At 62.6% G+C, this 18,803-nt stretch carries 17 protein-coding genes, 1 tRNA gene and 1 pseudogene; 12 read left to right on the forward strand and 7 right to left on the reverse strand.

Features of this window, described 5'->3' with window-relative positions; genetic code table 11:
* The first annotated feature begins 1 nt into the window (after nt 1).
* Nucleotides 2-841: an ABC transporter ATP-binding protein gene (locus tag F753_RS37835; RefSeq protein WP_180982697.1), complete on the forward strand. Its 840-nt coding sequence runs from the start codon at nt 2-4 to the stop codon at nt 839-841.
* Between the two features lie 3 nt (nt 842-844).
* On the opposite strand, the gene F753_RS37840 is transcribed toward F753_RS37835, so the two are convergent.
* Complete coding sequence (locus F753_RS37840) at nt 845-1,867, reverse strand: alpha/beta fold hydrolase (protein WP_031297781.1); 1,023 nt, start codon at nt 1,865-1,867, stop codon at nt 845-847.
* A gap of 142 nt (nt 1,868-2,009) precedes the next feature.
* Between F753_RS37840 and glnT the strand changes: the two genes are divergently transcribed.
* The 3 genes from glnT (at nt 2,010) to F753_RS37855 (ending at nt 5,223) form a co-directional block, all read left to right on the forward strand.
* Nucleotides 2,010-3,374: a type III glutamate--ammonia ligase gene (glnT, locus tag F753_RS37845; RefSeq protein ID WP_031297782.1), complete on the forward strand. Its 1,365-nt coding sequence runs from the start codon at nt 2,010-2,012 to the stop codon at nt 3,372-3,374.
* A gap of 22 nt (nt 3,375-3,396) precedes the next feature.
* A complete protein-coding gene (locus tag F753_RS37850; protein ID WP_023445605.1) occupies nt 3,397-4,470 on the forward strand; it encodes a putative urea ABC transporter substrate-binding protein in 1,074 nt (357 codons plus the stop codon).
* Nucleotides 4,471-4,572: 102 nt separating this feature from the next.
* Nucleotides 4,573-5,223 carry a TetR family transcriptional regulator gene (locus F753_RS37855; protein ID WP_023445606.1) on the forward strand — a complete coding sequence of 217 codons (651 nt, stop codon included), beginning with the start codon at nt 4,573-4,575 and terminating at the stop codon, nt 5,221-5,223.
* On the opposite strand, the gene F753_RS37860 is transcribed toward F753_RS37855, so the two are convergent.
* On the reverse strand, nt 5,198-5,470 hold the full coding sequence (locus F753_RS37860; protein ID WP_023445607.1) for a DUF1652 domain-containing protein: 273 nt from the start codon (nt 5,468-5,470) through the stop codon (nt 5,198-5,200). The genes F753_RS37855 and F753_RS37860 overlap by 26 nt on opposite strands.
* Before the next feature lie 258 nt (nt 5,471-5,728).
* Nucleotides 5,729-5,818: transfer RNA gene (locus F753_RS37865), tRNA-Ser, on the reverse strand.
* Nucleotides 5,819-5,946: 128 nt separating this feature from the next.
* Between F753_RS37865 and F753_RS37870 the strand changes: the two genes are divergently transcribed.
* From F753_RS37870 to F753_RS37905, 8 genes are all read left to right on the forward strand, one after another.
* Nucleotides 5,947-6,615 carry a Bax inhibitor-1/YccA family protein gene (locus F753_RS37870; RefSeq protein WP_015277156.1) on the forward strand — a complete coding sequence of 223 codons (669 nt, stop codon included), beginning with the start codon at nt 5,947-5,949 and terminating at the stop codon, nt 6,613-6,615.
* A gap of 475 nt (nt 6,616-7,090) precedes the next feature.
* Nucleotides 7,091-8,512, forward strand: a complete 1,422-nt coding sequence (ltrA, locus tag F753_RS37875; protein ID WP_017517123.1) for a group II intron reverse transcriptase/maturase — start codon at nt 7,091-7,093, stop codon at nt 8,510-8,512.
* A gap of 116 nt (nt 8,513-8,628) precedes the next feature.
* Complete coding sequence (gene tusD, locus F753_RS37880; protein ID WP_003284508.1) at nt 8,629-9,021, forward strand: sulfurtransferase complex subunit TusD; 393 nt, start codon at nt 8,629-8,631, stop codon at nt 9,019-9,021.
* Nucleotides 9,021-9,380 carry a sulfurtransferase complex subunit TusC gene (gene tusC, locus F753_RS37885; protein WP_023445608.1) on the forward strand — a complete coding sequence of 120 codons (360 nt, stop codon included), beginning with the start codon at nt 9,021-9,023 and terminating at the stop codon, nt 9,378-9,380. The genes tusD and tusC overlap by 1 nt, the downstream gene beginning before the upstream one ends.
* Nucleotides 9,380-9,682, forward strand: coding sequence for a sulfurtransferase complex subunit TusB (tusB, locus tag F753_RS37890; RefSeq protein WP_023445609.1), 303 nt, complete (start codon nt 9,380-9,382; stop codon nt 9,680-9,682). Before tusC ends, tusB begins: the two co-directional genes overlap by 1 nt.
* Nucleotides 9,679-10,014 (forward strand): TusE/DsrC/DsvC family sulfur relay protein, encoded by a 336-nt coding sequence (locus F753_RS37895; protein ID WP_023445610.1) that lies wholly within the window; start codon nt 9,679-9,681, stop codon nt 10,012-10,014. The genes tusB and F753_RS37895 overlap by 4 nt, the downstream gene beginning before the upstream one ends.
* Nucleotides 10,011-10,994: a glycosyl transferase family protein gene (locus F753_RS37900; protein ID WP_023445611.1), complete on the forward strand. Its 984-nt coding sequence runs from the start codon at nt 10,011-10,013 to the stop codon at nt 10,992-10,994. The genes F753_RS37895 and F753_RS37900 overlap by 4 nt, the downstream gene beginning before the upstream one ends.
* 84 nt (nt 10,995-11,078) lie before the next feature.
* Nucleotides 11,079-12,086 carry a glutathione S-transferase family protein gene (locus F753_RS37905; RefSeq protein WP_023445612.1) on the forward strand — a complete coding sequence of 336 codons (1,008 nt, stop codon included), beginning with the start codon at nt 11,079-11,081 and terminating at the stop codon, nt 12,084-12,086.
* Between the two features lie 116 nt (nt 12,087-12,202).
* On the opposite strand, the gene nahK is transcribed toward F753_RS37905, so the two are convergent.
* From nahK to F753_RS49740, 4 genes and pseudogenes are all read right to left on the reverse strand, one after another.
* Complete coding sequence (gene nahK, locus F753_RS37910; RefSeq protein ID WP_023445613.1) at nt 12,203-14,803, reverse strand: hybrid sensor histidine kinase/response regulator NahK/ErcS'; 2,601 nt, start codon at nt 14,801-14,803, stop codon at nt 12,203-12,205.
* The gene (gene nosP / locus F753_RS37915; protein ID WP_003284516.1) at nt 14,772-15,935 is read right to left on the reverse strand and encodes a nitric oxide-sensing protein NosP; all 1,164 of its coding nucleotides are present in this window, start codon (nt 15,933-15,935) and stop codon (nt 14,772-14,774) included. The genes nahK and nosP overlap by 32 nt, the downstream gene beginning before the upstream one ends.
* A 420-nt stretch (nt 15,936-16,355) precedes the next feature.
* On the reverse strand, nt 16,356-17,543 hold the full coding sequence (locus F753_RS37920) for a porin (protein ID WP_023445614.1): 1,188 nt from the start codon (nt 17,541-17,543) through the stop codon (nt 16,356-16,358).
* Between the two features lie 294 nt (nt 17,544-17,837).
* A pseudogene (locus F753_RS49740) lies at nt 17,838-18,803 on the reverse strand (pyrroloquinoline quinone biosynthesis protein PqqF); the annotation flags it as partial.

The raw sequence follows: 18,803 nt of genomic DNA on the forward strand, positions 1-18,803 counted from the left end.
CATGTCCGATGCCAAGATTCGTGTCCGCCAGGTCGGCAAGACCTTTGTCAGCGAGCGCCGCGAGGTGCAGGCGCTGCAGTCGATCGACCTGGATATCCAGCCCAACGAGTTCGTCACCTTCGTCGGCGCCTCGGGCTGCGGCAAATCCACCCTGCTGCGAATCATCGCCGGGCTGGAAACGCTGAGCCGCGGCGAGATCCTGCTCGACGGCAAGCCCATCGATGGTCCTGGCGTCGACCGCGCTATGGTCTTCCAGCACTACAGTCTCTACCCCTGGCTGACGGTGATGCAGAACATCAAGTTCTGCCGGCAGCTCAAGGTGATCGGCGACACCGTGCGCCACGATGGAGACGTGGAGTCGGCCGCAGGCCGCGCCGACGCCCTGCTCAACCTGATGGGCCTGACGCGCTTCACCGATGCCTACCCCAGCCAACTCTCCGGCGGGATGCAGCAGCGCGTCGCCATTGCCCGCGCCTTGATGCCCAAGCCCGCGACGCTGCTGATGGACGAGCCGTTCGGTGCGCTGGACGCGCAGACGCGTGAGGTCATGCACGACCTCATCCGCCATGTGCACAGGCTGGAAAAGAGCACCATCCTGTTCGTCACCCACGATGTCGAGGAAGCCATCTATCTGGGCAGCCGCATCGTGCTGATGGCGCCGAGGCCCGGGCGCATCGACTCCATCTACGAGGTGCCGCTGCCGGCCCAGCGCCATCAGGACATGAAGCTCGCGCCCGAATTCACCGAGCTCAAGCGCGAAATCCTCGCCCGCATCCGCGAGACGTCCGGCATGCAGACCGACCTCGAGCAACTGGCCAAACTCAGCGCCGTGGCCGGCTGAAGGCTAGCGGCCGAGCAACTCGGCCATTGCCGCGAACACCTGCTGCATGGCCGGCGCGCTGCGGCCCGGCCCACCGGCGCAATGGCCCCAGTCCGATTCGAGCACCCGCAGCTCGGCACCCGGGATCAGTGCGGCCTCGTGCCGCGCGTCCTCGACGGTGAAATACAGGTCTGTACTGCCGGGCATGAGGATGGACCGCGCGCGGATGCGACCCAGCGCTCCGGCCAGCGAGGCGGCAGCGAAACTGCGGGCCGGGTCGGCCGATTGCCAGGTGTTCAGCACGCAGAGCAGGTCGTTGGCGTCCTGCTCCAGATGATCCTGCTCCCAGTAGTCGAGCAGCGCCTCCAGGCTCTCGAAGCCCAGCTCGCGCCACAGCTCGTGACGATAGAACGCCTGGGAATAGGCCCAGCCGGCATAGGCACGGCCAAAGGCACGCAGGCCGCGTTCCGGCGGCGTGGCGTAGCGACCGCCCTGCCAGGCCGCGTCGGCACACAACGCGGCTTTCACGCCTTCGAGAAACACCCGATTGTGCGGCCAGCAGCGTGCCGTGCAGCAGAACGGCAGGATGGCGCGCATCCGCTCGGGATAGGCCATCGCCCAGAACAGCGTCTGCATGCCGCCCATGGACCAGCCGCTGACCAGGGCGAGCTGCCAGTCGTCACCGAACAGTCGGTCGAGCAACGCCTTCTGTGCGTGCACATTGTCTAGCAGGCTCACCTGTGGAAAGCCCGCACCTTCCTGTCCTGGCGCCGCATTGCTCGGTGAAGTCGACCAGCCGGCACCGAACAGGTTGCTCAGCACCACGCAGTAATCACCGCCCGCCAGTGGTCCCTCCGCACCAAGCAGGGGCAGGCTGCCCCAATGTGTGCCGCCGTAGTAGCTCGGAATCAGCACCAGGTTGTCCCGCGCGCGGTTCGGCGTGCCTATTGCCTGATAGCAAATGCGTGCATTGCGCAATCGCTCGCCGCTTTCCAGGCTCATTTCGCCCAGCGCGTGAAGCTTCTTTTCCCTTTTTATTTCAAGCATCTGCATGATTCCCACATCGGCGAAACGGGCAAGCAGTGGCACCAGACGTAGCCCGTTTCTATACACGCTGGCATGTATATTGGATGAAGGAATCGTGCCAGCGGCCCCGGCCGCCATTCATGACTCCAAGGAGCGCAAGCAGATGACCAGCTTCCCACTCTCCTCCGTCGAGGAGCTGAAACAGCGGCTGCAGGACAAGGGCGTGAAGTACGCCATGGCCAGCTACGTCGACATGCACGGCGTGATCAAAGGCAAGTTCGTTCCGCTCGACCATCTGGGGCAGATGCTTCGCGGTTCCGAGCTGTACACCGGCGCAGCGCTGGACGGCGTGCCGCAGCAGATCAGCGATAACGAAGTGGCGGCGATGCCCGATCCGGCCAGCGCCACCCAGTGCAGCTGGAATCGCAGCCTGGCCTGGTTCGCCAGTGATCTGTACCTGGACGGCAAGCCGTTCGAAGCCTGCTCGCGCGGCATTCTCAAGCGCCAGACCGACGCTGCGGCCGAGATGGGCTACAGCTTCAATCTGGGCATCGAGACCGAGTTCTTCCTCTACAAGGACACCCCGGACGGTGGCTTCGCCCCACTCAGCGATCGTGATACCGCGGCCAAGCCCTGCTATGACCCGCGCCTGCTGATGGACAACCTGCCGGTGATCGATGAGCTGGTGGAAGCCATGAACGAGATGGGCTGGGGCGTGTACTCGTTCGACCATGAAGACGCCAACGGCCAGTTCGAAACCGACTTCAAGTACGCCGACGCACTGACCATGGCCGACCGCTTCGTGTTCTTCCGCATGATGGCCAACGAGATCGCCCGCAAGCACGGCGCCTTCGCCACCTTCATGCCCAAGCCCTCGGCGCAGCGCACCGGCAGCGGCGCGCACTACAACATGTCACTGGCGGACCTGGCCTCGGGCAAGAACCTCTTCGAAGTGGATGGCGAAGACCCTCACGGCTGCGGTGTCACCCCGCTCGCCTATCACTTCATCGCCGGCGTGCTGAAACACGCCAAGGCGATCTGCGCGGTCATCGCGCCAACGGTGAACAGCTACAAGCGGCTGATCCGCAAGGGCGCCATGTCCGGCTCGACCTGGGCGCCGGTGTTCGTCTGCTACGGCAACAACAACCGCACCAACATGCTGCGTATTCCGTCCCAAGGCGCGCGGGTCGAATGCCGCGCCGCGGATATCGGCTGCAACCCCTATCTCGGCGCCGCGATGATCCTCGCCGCCGGCCTGGAAGGCATCCGCGACAAGCTCGAACCGGGCCAGCCGCATCGCGAAAACATGTACGACTACAGCGAAAAGGATGTCGCGGACATGGGCATCGAAACCCTGCCGCGCACGCTGTCCGAAGCCATCGACGCCTTCGAGGCCGACCCGCTGTCGCGCCAGGTGTTCGGCGACGCGATGTATGAAGCCTTCGTCGAGTACAAGCGCGACGAATGGAATGCCTACCACACCCATGTTTCCGACTGGGAAATCCAGCGCTACCTGAAATTCTTCTGACTCGATGAAAAGGAGATTCACCATGCAAGCCAATACGTTCAAGCGGGCACTCTGTGCCGGCGCCGTGATCTTTGCAGCCCTTTCGCCTTTTGCCGCGCAGGCCGAGGGAAAGAAAAGCTTCGATATTGCCTGGACCATCTACGCCGGCTGGATGCCATGGAAGTATGCGGATGAGTCGGGAATCATGAAGAAGTGGGCCGACAAGTACGGGATCGAAGTGAACATCACCCAGGTCAACGACTACGTCGAGTCGATCAACCAGTACAGCGCCGGCCAGTTCGACGGGGTGGTCGCCACCAGCATGGATGCGCTGTCGATTCCGGCAGCCGGAGGCATCGATACCACCGCACTGATCGTCGGTGACTATTCCAACGGCAACGACGGGATGGTGATGAAGGACAGCGCCGACCTGAAGAGCCTCAAGGATCAGCAGATCCATCTGGTCGAGCTGTCGGTTTCGCATTACCTGCTGGCCCAGGCGCTCGATAGCGTCGGCATGAGCGAGCGCGACGTACAGGTGGTCAACACCTCGGACGCCGATCTGGTCGCGGCATTCAGTACGGACGAGGTGCGCAATGTCGTGACATGGAATCCGCTGCTCGACGAAGTCGCCGCCACGCCCGGTGCGCACCGCACCTTCGACTCCAGCCAGATCCCCGGCCACATCAAGGACCTGACCATCGTCAACAGCGAAACCCTGGCCGACAACCCTGATTTCGGCAAAGCCGTGGTTGGCGCCTGGTATGAGGTGATGGCGATCCTGGAAAGCGACACCGACGAAGGCACCAAGGCGCGTGCCTCGCTGGGCCAGGCCTCCGGAACCGATCAGGCCGGGTACGAAAGCCAGCTCAAGGGCATGAAGATGTTCTGGAAGCCTGCCGACTCGCTCGCGTTCATCAACAGCGACGAAGCGTATCAGGCCATGGACAGCGTGCGCAGGTTCTCCTTCGACCACGGTCTGCTGGGCGACGGTGCGGACTCGGTAGACTTTATCGGCATCGCCATGCCTGGCGGCAAGTTGATGGGCTCGGATGCCAACGTCAAACTGCGCTTCGATACCACCTACATGCAAATGGCCGCGGACGGAAAACTCTGAGTCTTCAGCGTGACGGGCGCCAAGCGCCCGTATCATCAGCCACGGCGCGCTGTCGCACAGTGGGTTCTGGCTGACCCACCGCGCATCATCTGAGGCCCCCACATGCGCCGGACCAAAGAAGACGCCGAACAGACCCGTCTGAAGATCATTGCTGCAGCACTGGAATTGTTCAGCCGCAACGGTTACTCGAACACCACGCTGGCGATGATCGCCGACAGCGCCGGCTTCAGCCGCGGCCCGATCTACTGGCATTTCAAAAGCAAGGACGAACTGTACGAAGCGGTCCTGGCCTACTCCCAGGCACCGCTGGAGCAGCTCATCGCCCGCAGCCGAAAGCTGGCCGACGAGCCGCTTGTCGCGCTCGAGCACTTCATCGACGACTGGTTTCGGCTGTTGCTGGAGGACCGCTGGTATCGCCAGTCTTTCGAGATCCTGCTGAACAAGACCGAACTCACGGCACAGATGGCCAGCACATTGAAGCGTGAACGCAAGCTGACCCGCGACATGGTCCAGCTGCTGGAGGCGCTGGTCGAGCGAAGTCAGCAGACGCCTGGCACCGGCAACTGCCAATCCCCACGATCGCTGGCGCTGCTGCTCTATTCGAGCCTCATGGGCATCACCCACACCTGGTTGCTGTCACCCAAGCTGTTTTCGCTCAGGGAGCAGACGCCCTTCATGGCGAGCAATCTGTTGGCGCTGGTGACGTCGCACGCTCCATCCTCAGTGACTAGCCAAGCAAGCGAGGGCGCTTGAGCTTGCTCAGCAGCCCCGGCCGCAGCGCGGCGGCGTCCAGATCGATGGTATTGATCAGCCCGGTGATCTCGGCGCGGGAAAGCGATAGCCGGCACGGCAAACCGGTAAGCAAGAGCGACTCGCCTGCTGCTTCATCGACTAGCAGCACGCGGATGGTCGAGGGCGAATCCATCCGCGCGCTGAACAGCAGCGGTTCGAAATATTGTTGAACCAGGGCAAATGCCTCCGGTTGCCTGAATCGCTTCATGATGACAACTCCATTTGTCAGGCGGCGGATTCTAGCAGTGGCTTTCGCATCGCTCTGGCTGGCAAGTGCCAACTGCAGCACAACGTGCGTCGACACTGTCAAAGCAAAACTTGCCCTACGGATGTTGCAGGAAGTCGCGCGGGCAGCCTACGCAATGAACGGCAGCCTGACATTCGCCGATCCTGGCAACATCCGCGCTCGTTTTCCGTACCGCAGAAACGCTGAAGGCCCCGTAATCGGGGCCTTCAGGTTTTCAGATGGCGGAAGCGCAGAGATTCGAACTCTGGGAAGGGTCTCCCCTTCGGCGGTTTTCAAGACCGCTGCCTTCAACCACTCGGCCACACTTCCGGATAAAGCGGGCGCAATAGTACCGGATAGAAATACACTGTCAAACACTGATGCTAGGCATCCAACTTGCCTCTGTTATGATCCGGGACAAATCGTCTCAGGCTTGAATTCATCCAAGGAGTGTCGCCATGCACGAACACGAATACGCGCTTAGCCACACGCAGGTCGAACAGCGTGAGGTCAGCAAGGTCCTGCGCAACACCTACGGGCTACTGGCCATGACGCTCGCGTTCAGCGGCCTGGTTGCCTATATGGCCATGCAGGCCAACGCGGCCTACCCGAACATCTTCGTGGTGCTGATCGGCTTCTATGGCCTTTTCTTCCTCACCGCCAAGCTGCGAAACTCGGCATGGGGCCTGGTTTCCACCTTCGCTCTGACCGGCTTCATGGGCTACACGCTCGGGCCGATCCTCAATATGTATCTGGGTCTGGCCAATGGCGGTGAGCTGATCAGCTCGGCGCTGTCGATGACCGCCCTGGTGTTCTTCGGACTGTCAGCCTACGTGCTGATTACCCGCAAGGACATGAGCTTCCTCAGTGGCTTCATCACCGCGGGTTTCTTCGTGTTGATCGGCGCCATGCTGGCGGGCTTCTTCTTCCAGATCACCGGGCTGCAACTGGCGATCAGCGCAGGTTTCGTGCTGTTCTCCTCGGCCTGCATCCTGTTCCAGACCAGCGCCATCATCCACGGCGGCGAGCGTAACTACATCATGGCCACCATCGGCCTGTTCGTTTCGCTGTACAACCTTTTCATCAGCCTGCTGCAGCTGCTGGGCATCTTCGGTGGCGACGACTGATCCGGCATCGCCTTGAACGAGCCCGCTTCGGCGGGCTTTTTCATGGTGCGCCAGGCATGGCGCGTAGCGCCGTGACTGGCGCTGTCGGGTTCACTGTGGTGGTGAGCCTGGCGACTTGGAGGTGAAAGTCCTCTACACACCCGGCAAGGGGAAGTGTTAGCTGAAGGCAAGGGTGTCGCGGGCGACTGCGAATCTGAAGGAAGCCCGAGGCAAAATGCTGGCCTGACGAACAGGAAGCGGATGAGGCGGCGCAGCGGGGTGAGGTGGCCATAATCGCCAAAGCCCGATACTTGCACGGAACGCTGCGACGTAGATCCGACAGGCATAAGCAGGAAGGTCGCGCGAATTACCCTGGGAGATCTGTACGCTTGCCATTGTGCTACCGATTGTCGAGAGGCGACGGGATGGGCGTGCAGAAGTCAGCCGAGGCCGTAGTAAGTGGCGGTCAACCACGCCATCAAGGGCCGAACAGGTCATGCCGCCAGTAGGCGTCAGCGTCTCGTCGATAACCGAAATGCAGAAATTTCTCCAAGAGAAGACTGTCACCCCGAGTCCCGGCCAGAGGCCGAGGATGACGCCTGACAGCGCAGAGGTATCGGCGGCGTCGGTGACGTGGATGAACGCGGAGCCGGACACGCTGATGGAGCGGGTGCTTGCACCGGCGAATCTCAAGCGTGCGTATCAGCGCGTGGTCAGCAACAAGGGGGCGCCGGGTGCCGATGGCATGACGGTCGCCGACTTGGCAGGCTACGTGAAACAGTATTGGCCCATCCTGAAGGTCAGGCTGCTGGCAGGTGAATACCATCCCCAGGCAGTGCGGGCGGTCGAAATTCCCAAACCGCAGGGCGGTATGCGGCAACTGGGCATTCCCAGTGTCGTGGATCGCCTGATCCAGCAAGCCCTGCTGCAACAGCTCACGCCGATCTTCGATCCGCTGTTCTCGGACTATAGCTACGGCTTCCGTCCGGGCAGAAGCGCTCACCAGGCTGTCGAGATGGCCCGCACCCATGTGGCGGCGGGTCATAGGTGTTGCGTGGAACTCGATCTGGAGAAGTTCTTTGATCGGGTCAACCACGACATCCTGATGTTCTGTGTTGAGCGCCATGTCGAAGACAAACAGGTGCTCAGACTCATCCGCCGTTACCTCGAAGCGGGCGTCATGTCGGACGGGGTTGTCAGCCATCGGCAGGAGGGGGCGCCGCAAGGCGGCCCGCTTTCGCCGCTGCTGTCGAACATCCTGCTCGATGAACTCGACCGTGAGTTGGAGCGGCGAGGCCATCGCTTCGTGCGCTATGCCGATGACGCGAACATTTATGTCCGTAGTCCGCGTGCTGGCGAACGAGTGCTGGCCAGTGTCGAGCGGTTCCTGAATCACCGTCTGAAACTGAGACTGAATCGGGACAAGAGTCGCGTGGCTGGGTCGTGGAAATGCGACTACCTGGGGTATGGGATGAGTTGGCACTCGCTGCCTAGACTGCGAGTGGCAACCATGAGCCTGCGCCGTGTGCGCGACCGTCTCAGGGAACTGCTGCGAGGGGTGCGGGGCCACAAGATGGCGAATGTCATCGAGCGGGTAAACCCGGTGCTGCGAGGCTGGGCAGGCTACTTCAAGCTCAGCCAGAGCAAGCGTCCACTGGAAGAGCTGGATGGCTGGGTCAGGCACAAACTTCGCTGTGTCATCTGGCGGCAATGGAAGCAGCCCTCTACGAGGGCGCGCAACCTGATGCGCCTGGGATTGAGCGAGGAGCGTGCCTGCAAGTCGGCCTTCAATGGCCGAGGCCCGTGGTGGAACTCAGGAGCGCCGCATATGAATCAGGCGCTGCCGAAGAAGCTATGGGACAGACTTGGACTGGTCTCGATACTGGATACGATCAATCGGCTTAACCGCATGGCCTGAACCGCCGTGTACGGAACCGTACGCACGGTGGTGTGGGAGGACGGCGGCCGTGAGGCCGCCTCCTACCCGATCCCACAGCTGGCGTATCATGTCCGCTGTTCTGCCATGGTGCTCCGATGAAATTCGTAATCGCCCTGTTCGCCCCGCCCCATTCACCCGCGGCACGCCGCGCGTTGCGCTTTGCCGAAGCCGTGCTCGCTGGCGGGCATGAAATCGTCCGGCTGTTCTTCTATCAGGATGGCGTGCACAGTGCTTCGGCTAACGTCGTGGCGGCACAGGACGAATTGGACGTGGCGGCCGAATGGAGCCGTTTCGTCAGCGCCAACCAGCTGGACGGCGTGGTCTGCATCGCCGCCGGCCTGCGTCGCGGCGTACTGGATGCCGGCGAAGCGCAGCGCTACCAGCGTCCGGCAGCGAACCTTGCCGCTGGCTGGGAGCTGTCGGGGCTGGGCCAGTTGCATGAAGCCGCGCAGCAGGCCGATCGGCTCGTCTGCTTCGGAGGCCAATGATGGCGCGTTCCATGCTTATCATCAGCCGTCAGGCGCCCTGGGCCGGTCCCTCTGCGCGTGAGGCACTGGATATCGTTTTGGCCGGTGGCGCTTTCGAGCTGCCGCTAGGACTGCTGTTTCTCGATGATGGCGTGTTTCAGCTCGCCGCCTCGCAGCAAGCTGCATCGCTCGAGCAGAAAGACCTGACCGCGAATCTGCAGGCGCTGCCGCTGTTCGGCATCGACAGCCTGTTCGTCGCTCGCAGCAGCCTGGCCGAGCGCAACCTGGATGAATCCTCTCTGGCGCTGCCGGTCGAAATCCTCGACGACGCGGGCCTGAGCACCCTGATCAACCGCTATGACCATGTGATCACGATCTGATGGCGACTCTGCATCTGCTTTCCCATTCGCCCTTCAGCGACGGCCGCTTCAACAGCTGCCTGCCGCTACTAGGCGACACCGACGCCCTGCTGCTGGCCGGCGACGCAACCTACGCCCTGACAGCCGGAACCAAACCCGCGACCGAATTGGAGCAACTGCCAGAGCAGGTCGCGCTGTTCGCACTTGAAGAAGACGTGCAGGCCCGGGCACTCGGCATGCTGCCGACGCGCGTGCAATTGCTGGACTACGCGGGCTTCGTCGAACTGACCTGCCGTTACGAACGGATCAACAGCTGGCTATGAGCAGCCTGGTCGTGGATGGGCGCGAGATCGCGCTGGACAAGGACGGCTTTCTGGTCGATCTGAGCGACTGGAACGAAGCCGTTGCCGAAGCGCTGGCGCGCCGTGAAGAGTTGGAGCTGGAAGACGAACATCGGGAAGTGCTTCGGCTGCTGCGCGAGTTCTATGCCGAATTCCAGCTGTCGCCGGCTACACGCCCGCTGATCAAGTACACCGCACTCAAGCTGGGGCCTGAAAAGGGCAACAGCATGCACCTCAACCGCCTGTTCAAGGGCACCCCTGCCAAACTGGCCGCCAAGCTGGCCGGGCTGCCAAAACCGAGCAACTGCCTATGAGCCTCGAAACGCCTGCAGAACATCCTTTCGCCGCCTTCGTGCGCATCCTTGGCAAAGGCAAGCGTGGCGCCCGCGACCTGACACGCGAAGAAGCCCGCGAAGCCATGGGCATGCTGCTCGACGGCAAGGTGGAGGACGCTCAGCTGGGCGCCTTCCTCATGTTGCTGCGGCACAAGGAAGAAAGCCCCGACGAGCTGGCGGGCTTTACCCAGGCCGTGCGTGAGCGCGTGCAAGCACCGACTATCCCGGTCGATATCGACTGGCCGACCTATGCCGGCAAGAAGCGTCACCTGCCCTGGTATCTGCTGGCAGCCAAGTGCCTGGCAGCCAATGGCATACGCATCCTCATGCACGGTGGCGGTGCCCATACTGCTGGGCGCATCTATAGCGAACAGCAGCTTGAGCTGCTGGGCATTCGTCGATGCGAGAACTGGCAACAGGTCAGCGTGGCACTGGACCAGAGCAATCTCGCGTTCATCCCGCTGGGAGCCTGGATGCCGGTGCTGCAGCGCATGATTGACATGCGCAACCTGCTCGGCCTGCGCTCGCCAATCCACTCGCTGGCGCGCCTGCTCAACCCGCTGGGCGCACGCTGCGGTCTGCAGAGCATCTTCCACCCCGGCTATCAGGATGCCCATCGCCAGGCCAGCACCCTGCTCGGCGACCACGCCATCGTCATCAAGGGCGAAGGCGGCGAGATCGAGATGAACCCGGACAACATCTCCCATCTCTACGGCACCACTGGCGGCACGCCGTGGGACGAGGAATGGCCGGCACTGTCCGAGCGGCGCCACGTGAAGCCCGCACAGCTCGACCCGCAGCAGCTGCTTGCCGTCTGGGCTGGCGAGCAGGAAGACGCCTACGGTGAACTCGCTGTGATCGCCACCATGGCCCTTGCCCTGCGAGGCCTTGGCGCCACGCGGGAGGCAGCTTTCGAGCAAGCGCAAAGCTACTGGCGCACCCGCCATTCATCGATTTAAGCGATAGGATTAACCCGCCATTCGGTCACATCGATCGAACGATGCTTCCTAGACTGGCCTCCTATGCCGTAACAGGAGGGCACCATGGGATTACTGATCGATGGCCAGTGGCACGACCGCTGGTACGCAAGCCGCGATGGCAAATTCGAACGCGAACAGGCCAAGCGCCGGCACTGGGTCACGCCCGACGGCGCGCCCGGGCCTGACGGTCAGGGTGGCTTCCAGGCCGAGGCCGGTCGCTATCATCTCTATGTTTCGCTTGCCTGTCCGTGGGCGCATCGCACGCTGATCTACCGCAAGCTCAAGGGGCTCGAGCCGCTGATCGACGTGTCCGTGGTCAGCTGGCTGATGGCCGAGCACGGCTGGACCTTCGACAAGTCCACCGGCTCCAGCGGCGATGCGCTGGACGAATTCGACTACCTCCATCAGCGCTACACCCGTGACGATCCGAAGTACTCGGGCCGGGTCACCGTCCCCGTTCTTTGGGATCGCGAGCGCCAGTGCATCGTCAACAACGAATCGGCCGAGATCATCCGCATCTTCAACAGCGCTTTCGACGAGCTGACCGGCTCTACGCTGGATTTCTACCCAGAGGCGCTGCATGGTGAAATCGATGCGCTAAACGCGCGGATCTATCCGGCGATCAACAACGGGGTCTACCGAGCAGGTTTCGCCACGACCCAGGAGGCCTACGAAGAGGCCTTCGACGAGTTGTTCCGTGAGCTCGACTGGCTAGAGCGACGCCTGGGCAAGCAGCGCTACCTGACAGGGGAGTACCTGACAGAGGCCGACTGGCGCCTGTTCACCACAGCCATTCGCTTCGACGCGGTTTACCACGGCCACTTCAAGTGCAACCTGCGCCGCATCGAGGACTATCCGAACCTGTCGAACTGGTTACGCGAGCTGTACCAGTGGCCGGGAATTGCCGAAACGGTGGATTTCACACACATCAAGAACCACTACTACGCCAGCCATCGACAGATCAACGGAAATGGCATCGTGCCGAAAGGTCCGCTTCTTGGACTGGATCGACCACATGATCGCGAGCGCCTGCGAGGCAACGGCATCTGGGTGAGATCGGAGCACAGCTAGCCTGAAAACCCATACCATCGCCCAGATGTCGTGCTTCTACAAAACTCCAGGTCCTGTGGGAAGCGCGCCCGCGGCGATGCGGTCACATCCGACGGCTGCGGGGGCCAGCGGATCAGTCATCCAGCTGTACCATGCTCGAGCATATGGCACATGGCAGTCTTCAGCTTCATCGGCCGCACCGGCTTGTGCATCAGCATATGGCCCAGCTCGCGGACCTGCTGCTTGAGTTCGTTGCTGTAGTTGGCGGTGATCATCAGCGCCGGTAGCGGGCTGGCGCGTCGCGCATTGACGGTGGCGACGACATCGATGCCGGTGTGGCCATTGTCCAGGTGGTAGTCGGCAATCATCAGGTCGGCCTCGGCATGGAAGTTGTCCACCTGCCGCGCCAGGTCCTCCTCGGACAGCGCCGTGATCACCTTGCAGCCCCAGCCTTCCAGCAGCGTGCGCATGCCCGCACAGATCGCCGTGTCGTTATCCAGCACCCAGACCCGGGCGCCCTGCAGCCGCTGTAGCACCAGCTCCGTGGTGCTCGGCTCAGGCCGCGCCTTGGGTGCGCGCTTGGCCAATGGTACGTCGATGGCGAAACACGAGCCGCGTCCCGGGTGCGAGCTGACCCGGATACGATGGCCCAGCATGCGCGCGATCTTCTCGACGATGGCCAGGCCAAGGCCGAGACCACGATCCTGGTTGGGACGCACGCCCTCCCCGCGTTTGAACTCCTGGAAGATTTCCTCGAGCTTGTCCGAGGCGATGCCCACGCCGGTATCCCAGACTTCGATGGACAGACTCTGCCGGTGGCGACGACAACCGAGCAGTACGCGTCCTTTGGTTGTGTAGCGAATCGCGTTGGTCAGCAGATTGCGCAGGATGCGCGCGAGCAGCTGGATATCGCTGCGCACCAGCGCCGAACAGGGAATGAAGTCCAGCTGCAACTGTTCGGCCCCGGCGATCTGGCGGAACTCCATGGCCAGGTTTTCTAACAGCTCACTGACGGCGAACGGGGCGATATCCGGTTTGATCACGCCGGCATCCAGCTTGGAAATATCGACCAGCGTGCCGAGCAGGTTCTCCACGTCTTCCAGCGAGTTGCTGATGTTGCGGATCAGCCCGCCGTTGGGCGCCCCCGGTTGTTCCAGCAAGGCGCTGGTGAACAGCCGCGCGGCGTTGAGCGGCTGCAGCAGGTCATGGCTGACCGCGGCAAGGAATTTGGTCTTGGACAGGTTGGCCAGTTCCGCCTCGCGCTTGGCTTCGCGCAGCCGCGCCTCGACGTGGCTGCGCTCGTCGATCTCGCGCAGCAGCTGGTCGTTGAGGCTGGTCAGCTCGGCAGTGCGCTCACGCACCCGCTGTTCGAGATTCTGATAGGCCTGGTGCAACGCCTCGGCGGTGCGCCGGCGATCAGTGATGTCCTGAATCAGCACGAAAATGCCGGCAACTTCGCCGTTGGCCTGCCGGTTCGGCACATAGGAGCGCAGCATATAGCGCTGCTGGCCGGCATGGTTGCGCTCGGCCATCTCGAAGCTGACACTCTCGCCCGACAGTGCGCGATCAATGTAGGGCTCCAGTTGCCGCCAGTGCTCGCCGCTGTGGACCTCGCGCAGCGACTGGCCGAGCATGCCGTCGCTGGGCCAGCGATACCATTCCTCGTAGACCTTGTTGGTGAACTCGTAGGTGAGATCGGCCGAGACGTAGGCGATCAGCGCCGGCACATGGTCGGTGATCAGGCGAATCCAGCGCTCGCTCTCGCGCAGCGCCTCGGCATGGCGGTAGCGCTCGGTGATGTCAGTGAAGGTATTGACGAAGCCGCCGGTGGGGAGCGCATGGGTGCGAATTTCCAGCACGCGGCCATCGAACAGGCGCTGCTCCAGCTCGCGGATCGGCCGGCCGCGGGCGTCACGACTGTTGGGTGTGAGCAGGGTCAGCTCGCTGTCGGCCATGACCTCCTCGAACGGTCGATGCGCCTCGATCGGCGCCAGCCCGCAGAGTTCGAGAAAGCGCCGGTTCCACAGCTCCAGCGCACCCTCGGCGCTGACCATCGCCACGCCCTGAGACAGGTTGTCCACCGCGCGCTGCAACAGCCTCGACTTCTGCGCCAGCGCCTGCTCGCGACGCATGGTCTCGCTGACTTTCACCTCAGTGATGTCGGTGTAGAGAATCACCAGCCCGCCTTCACGGGTCGGTCGCTCGCTGACCTGCACCCAACGGCCGTTGTTCAGTCGATACACCGTGGGCTCATCGCCCTTGCCGCGGTGTTCCTCGACGATCAACCCGGTGCTTTCCGCCAGCCGGCGGACCTCGGCCAGCCGCGTGCCGGCGTTGATGCGCGCGCGCGTGCGCGTCCATAGCGACTTGAAGCGACGGTTGAACAGGACGATGCGCTGATCCCGGTCGAACAGCACGAATGCGTCGGAAATGCTCTCGATGGCGTCGACCAGGTGCTGGTGCGCGGTTTCCGCGCGCAGCCGCGCATCGCTGAGCAGCTGGTTGCTGCCCTTGAGCTCGGCCATCGCCTGGTTCAACGCGTCGGTGCGCTCGCGCACCTGCTCGGCCAGTTCCACCGAATGCTGGAACGCCGCATAGGATGCATCCCGTCCGGCGCCACTGGATTCGACGCGCTCGATCAGTGCGGCGTTGATGCGTTTGAGCTTGAGGTTTTCGCGCTCGAGTTCGGCCTGGCGCGCCAGCAGCTCAGCGACCTGCCCGGCCTCCGGGTCGGCCAATGGCGACACCGGTGAAGGTCTGGTTGATGTGCATGCCATTGAACTGCTCTCCGTAGGTGTTGAAGCCGATCACCTGCTGGCGTCGGAGAAAAGCCGAGGTCTGTTCGCTGGTGTCGTTACCCTCGATTTCCAGCCGGCGCAGAAAGCAGTCGCAACCAATGGTCAACAGCGGCGGCCCGAGGCGCTGTTCCAGCCGCTCGAACAGGGCTTCCAGATTCGGCATCAGCGGACCGGGTTCCATGGCGGTGAGCACGATGCCGTTCTCAACCGCGCAATAGAAGGTCAGGCTCATGTCCTCGTTGACCTTCTGGATCGAGCGCACGTAGTAGTGCTCGTTGATCCGCACCGCCAGGGGATGGGCGGCGAACAGACGGTGATCGAGATCGCTGACAGGCACACCGATCAGCCGGGCGTATTCCTCGGCGGCCGGCTCGGCGTTCAGCTCGTAGACCCGCCTGCTGTTGCTGTCGGCGCGGGTCACGACCAGTTTGTCTTCGAGTGGCAGGATGTGATGGGTGGTGAACACCTCGAAATCCAGCCAGGTGTTGATCAGCACCACGATCGCCGCACCGCTGTAGAACCGGCCGTCGTAATAGACGTAGGTATCGCTGAGGTGATTGTCGTCGCCAGCCGAACCGCCGAAATGCGGAATGCTGCCGAACGCGGCGCTAAGCGCAGACAACACGATCTCCTCACGGCTGGACAGCCCGTCGAGCAGCGTCAGCGCAAAGCTGTGGTCCTTGATCGGCGCCAGCGAGTTGCTGCGGCAGTCGCTACCCAGGCGTTCGACCAATTGCTGTGCCTCGATCAGGCTGAAGCGATCCATCTCGTCGATCAGCTCGCAGGCGATGGAAAAGCTTCGATGGTCGAAGCCGACTGCCGTCACGCAGCTGCGCCCATAGCCCTGGGAGGTGATCTCGCCCGCCGAGGTGCAACCGACCAGACGCACGCCACCGAAGTATTGGCGCAGCGCATCGCCCAGCGCCGGCAGGTCGTATTCAGCGGAACAGAAGAACAGCACGAAGCCCAGATGCGGGTGCATCAGTTGGCGCGCCAGGTCCTGCGCCACCGTTTCGGGTAGCCGGGCCTCGGACATCGCCGTGCGGATCACTTCGCCTTGTTCATCGGTCACGCACGATACCCCGCACCACTTGAATCGGATGACCCCATTCTTGGGCAGGGCATATGGGACGAAAATGCTACTTGAGTACCGGTAAAGGCCTGCCTAGGTAGTATCGCGACGAAACAACGCAGCGCTGCGTTGCTAGTTCAGTGGCCGCAGTGTCGGTTCCCGTCCACCAGCCATCCTCTGCACCGCGAACCAAACGGTGTCCATCCCGATCAGGCCTGGCCTCGACGCACGCTGGCCATGTTCAGTGATGCACAGATGCAGAAAGGCCGGCCCCTTACGGTGCCGGCCTTTCTCGTGGTTGCGCAGAGATCATCACTGCGCACAGGGCGTGGAATACGCTCAACGTACGTCCCACTGCCGATGCAACGGATGGAGCGACCTACGGTTCGACGTCCATCCGCGCCCTGCTGATCGCCTCGCTTAGAAGCTCAGCGCCGCGCCCACTGCGAAGGTGCGGGTTTCTTCGTCCAGTGCCGGGCTGTCCTTGCCTTCGATCTCGAACTGGTTCAGTTCGGCGACCAGGGTCAGGTTGTCGTTGATGCTGTGGAACAGGGCGATACCGCGGGTCTCGTAATCGGCCTCACCGCCCAGACCGTTGCCATCATCCTTGGTCTGACCGTAGGACAGCGCAACGCGGTTCTTGCCGAAGCGGTAGGAGCCCTGCAGCAGGTAGCCGTCGCTGTCCACTTCACGCAGCAGTGCTTCGCCGGCGTTGTTGGTGAAGAACGGGTTGATACCTTCGGCCTGGAAGCCCGATGCGGTCAGCGACAGGCTGCCCATCTTGGCCTGCACGCCGTAACCCAGGCCCTTGGAATCGACCTTCTCGATGCTGCTGTCGGTGTTGTCCGAGCTTTGCTGCATACCGTTGATCCAGGTGTAGAACTGGGTGCCGCCCATCTCGAACTCGTAGGTGATCTCGGTTTCGAAGCGCGGCGCTTCCTGGTAGGCCTTGTCCAGGGTGGACGAGGTATCGTCGGTGGTGTCTACCGGGTCCATGATGCCGGCAGCGATGCGCAGGCCGCTCATCTTCGGCGAACGGTAGGTGATCTGCGACGTCGGGAACGGATACGGGTAACCGGTACCGATGTTGCCGAAGGAGACGCCGCCGCCATCGACCAGACCCAGGGTGTCGCTGACCTGGCCGTAACCGCTGAGCATCTCGTCGAGCAGGATGTTGGAGCGACCGAACAGGCCGAAGTCCTTACCGAACAGCACTTCGCCCCACTGCTCATTCGCTGCGGTGGCGTAGAACTGACGAACGTCGATACCGGTTTCGGTGCCGTTGCTTTCGCTGTCGTTGATGGTCACCCAGAACGAGGAACGACCGCCCAGTTTGAGATCGCCGACCTGCTTGCCGAAGTTGAAGCCGATCCAGTTGGGCAGGAAGCCCATTTTCACCCGCGACTGCTTGCGATCGAACTGCTCGCCGGCACGCTCTACGTCGCTGTGAACGTAGAAGGTGTTGAAGTAACCATCGGTGGAAAAGGTGGTGTCGTCCTGATCGTAAAGCACGATTTCGGCGACAGCCGACTGGCTTACGGTCATGGCGACGGCACTGGCCAGGACCAGTGGCAACAGGGTTGATACAGCTTTCTTGTTGTTGTGCATGGCGCTCTCCGCGGTTTTGACGACAAGCAGTCGTGACGGGAGCGATTATCGAAAGGCCGTCCGAGCGCACATACGCTGCGATGGCGGCGAAAGGCTAGTACTTTCGCCCGGGGTGCCGTCTTGCATGTAAAGCATCTCATCCGACCGCCAGACGCACGAGGCTTAGGTCGTACACCCAAAGCAGCGCGCCACCATACCCAGGCACAAGCCACGGCAGCCCGCCGTAAACGGCTGGCCATCGAGCTGCATTGTCGGGGTTGAATGGGCGGGTGATGTGGGACGCGGAGATAACCGTCAGCAACGATGCCAACGCGTGTCGGGCGCTTCGGCATTGGCGACCACATGCCAGCCGCCTTCGGCATCGCGCAGCGCCTGTAGCTGAGCACGGATAGCTCGGGCATCGAGGTTGGCCGACGCCGCAGCCACCGCCTCCGGGTGGTCGCCATCGAAGCCGGCCAGGTGCGCCTGCCATAACGACTCGGCGCGGCGGCGCAGGTCGCCGTCGTGGTTGCCGGTCGAGGGATCCGCTTCAGCGACTTCAACCAGAGTGCCGGCAAAGCCGTCGAGGAAGGTTTCGATATGGGCGAGGATCTCACTGGCAGATGCGCTGGGAGACTGCACCGCGAAAACGATGCCTGGGCACTCGCCGAACTGACGATAGCCACAGAACACCGCATAGCCGAGTTGCAGTTCGCTGCGCAGTCGGCGGAAGAACGCGCCTTCCATCAATCGCGCCAGGCGGCGCCAGCTCGCCTCGATGAAGACTGTCCGAAGCGGTAGCGGACAGAACAGCACCAACGCGGTTTCCACGCCAGGCTGACCAAAGCGCGACCAGCAATGACGCGGTGTGCTTTCGTGGTACTGACCGGCACCGGGCCCGGCCAGCCCAGGCAGCTCAGCCAGTACCGTCTGCAACGGGCCACTCAGATGCCGAGGCAGTCCCACTGCCAATGCATCCCAATGGGACTGATGCCAGGCTTGATCGAGCGCGTGCTGGTCCAGCGATGCATCACCGTCTCGTGCGGCTCCCGCGAGCAGGAGCGGCAGGCGGCGCAGCAGTTGCCGTATCAGTATCTCGTCGGCACCTGACGTCACGGACTCGTAGCACAGGCGGTGTCCTTCATTGAAAGCAGCCGGCGACGGCACTTTGAGGATGTCGGTCAGGTCACGAAGAATTACTGGCAACGCTTCGGCATAACCGCACAGCCTCAGGCACCAGCTATGCCCATGGTCATCGAAATGCAGCTCGACACCGGCTTT

The organism is Stutzerimonas chloritidismutans AW-1 (assembly GCF_000495915.1).
GTDB classification, from domain to species: domain Bacteria; phylum Pseudomonadota; class Gammaproteobacteria; order Pseudomonadales; family Pseudomonadaceae; genus Stutzerimonas; species Stutzerimonas chloritidismutans.